Source organism: Caballeronia sp., assembly GCF_049581465.1.
Classification (GTDB): Bacteria; Pseudomonadota; Gammaproteobacteria; order Burkholderiales; family Burkholderiaceae; genus Caballeronia.
On sequence record NZ_JBAUSA010001433.1, the window covers coordinates 1 to 2133 of the forward strand.

The window sequence follows — 2133 nt, forward strand, 5'->3', positions numbered from 1 at the left end:
GGCTGGAACTGCGTGGGCTCTCCGTGCAAGACGACCGCGGCCACACGGCGGTGCGTCATGTCACGCTAGCGGTACGCGCCGGAGAGATTCTCGGTCTCGCGGGCGTGTCGGGCAACGGCCAGAAGGAACTGGTCGAGGCGCTGGTCGGGCAGCGGCGCCCGGTAGAAGGCGAGATGCAGATCGCCGGCGCGCCGTATCACGCCACCCGTGAGGAGATGACCACGCGGCGCGTGTTCGCCATTCCGGAGGAGCCACTCAGGAACGCTTGCGTGGCTGGCATGAGCGTGGCCGAAAACCTCGCCTTGCGCGATTTCGACCGTACGCCGGTGTGCCGAAGTGGCTGGCGGCTCGACCGCAAGGCGATGCGCGAGCGAGCCGCGCAACTCATCCGTGATTTCAACGTGCGGCCGCCGGTGCCGGATCGGCCGATCGGCACGCTTTCCGGCGGTAATGTGCAGCGTGCGGTGCTGGCACGCGAACTGGGGCAACCGGTGGATGTGCTGATTGTCGCGAATCCGGTGTTCGGCCTGGATTTCGCGTCGGTGGCGGATATCCACGCCCGGCTGATCGCAGCGCGCGACAACGGCGCGGCCGTGCTGCTGGTCAGTGAGGATCTGGATGAACTGCTGGAACTGGCCGACCGCATTGCAGTGATGGCGGAAGGGCGGCTGGTGTATGAAACGCCGGCAGCCGGCGCTGAACGCGCCGTGCTGGGGCGGCACATGGCAGGGCATACGGACGAAGCGGTCCATTAGCCCTTGCCTGACGACAAGCGGTGGCAGTACCACACAAAACGGGGTATTTGCGGGCGCCTGCGGGTGCGCAGGGACCGCACGCAGCGTGCGGCGCGAGCCGTCGCACGCTTGCTATAACACCGCTTAAATCAAGGTTCAAACCATGAGCATCGAAGTTCAGGCTTTACCTGGGCCGTTTGTATTCAACCCGAAACACACTGCGCTCGTGATCATCGACATGCAGCGCGATTTTATTGAACCGGGCGGCTTTGGCGAATCGCTCGGCAACGATGTGTCGCTGCTCGCGCAGATCGTGCCGACTGTCGCGGAGCTGCTTGCGCTCGCGCGTACCGCCGGCTTGCTGGTGGTCCACACCCGTGAGTCGCACGCGCCGGACCTCTCCGATTGCCCGCCCGCGAAGCGCTTGCGTGGTGTGCCGCAGATGCGCATTGGCGACCCGGGGCCGATGGGCCGGATTCTGGTCAGAGGCGAACCCGGCAATGCCATCGTCGATGCGCTAGCGCCGCTTGACGGCGAACTGGTGATCGACAAGCCCGGCAAAGGCGCGTTCTATGCAACCGCGTTGGGCGCAGAGCTGAATACACGTGGCATCACGCACTTGCTGTTTGCCGGTGTCACAACTGAGGTCTGCGTACAAACCTCGATGCGCGAGGCCAACGACCGCGGCTATGAATGCTTGTTGATCGAAGACGCGACCGCCAGCTACTTTCCAGCGTTCAAGCAGGCGAGCCTCGAGATGATTCGCTCGCAGGGCGGCATTGTGGGCTGGACCGCGCCGCTCGCGGCATTGAAGGAGGGACTGTGAGGATGGAACTCAACAAGCCGGAAATCGTCGCCGAAGTCTCGGCGGCATTTGTCGAATACGAACGGGCGCTGGTCGACAACGACATCGAGGCGATGAATGCGCTCTTCTGGCATGCGCCGGAAACCGTGCGCTACGGAATCGCCGAAGTCCAGCACGGCGGGGACGCGATTCGTGCCTGGCGGTCGTCGTGCGAGCCGGTGCCGCCTTCGCGGCGGCTGCACCGGACGGTGGTGACCAGCTTCGGCAGCGATTACGCCACCGTCAGCACTGAGTTCACGAGCGACGCGACCCCGTTGCTTGGCCGGCAGATGCAGACCTGGGCACGCGTGGGAGCAGCGGCAGAGGCGCACCAGGGTTGGAAAATCGTCGCAGCCCACGTGAGTCTTATTGCTACGGCCTGAGTGTGCGCCCCGGTGTTTCTCGAGCAACGCATAATAAGAACATAGCAAGGAGAGTGTATCGATATGCGTGAAAACGAAACGAGCGACGTGAAGCTGGCGAGCGCGCCGTTTGCGGCCAATGGGCCCAACCCACTGGCCGAGCAGGTGTACCAGCAGTTGAAGGAGGATATCT

At 64.0% G+C, this 2133-nt stretch carries 3 protein-coding genes; all 3 read left to right on the forward strand.

Translation table 11 applies throughout. The annotated features are described in order from the left end of the window. Positions 1–755: ATP-binding cassette domain-containing protein (locus WCA53_RS34645; protein ID WP_423922974.1), on the forward strand; the 755-nt coding region annotated here is incomplete at its 5' end. Positions 756–897: 142 nt separating this feature from the next. Beyond that, positions 898–1560, forward strand: coding sequence for a cysteine hydrolase family protein (locus WCA53_RS34650; protein ID WP_423922977.1), 663 nt, complete (start codon positions 898–900; stop codon positions 1558–1560). A gap of 2 nt (positions 1561–1562) precedes the next feature. Further along, complete coding sequence (hpxZ, locus tag WCA53_RS34655) at positions 1563–1961, forward strand: oxalurate catabolism protein HpxZ (RefSeq protein ID WP_423922982.1); 399 nt, start codon at positions 1563–1565, stop codon at positions 1959–1961. Positions 1962–2133 lie beyond the last annotated feature (172 nt).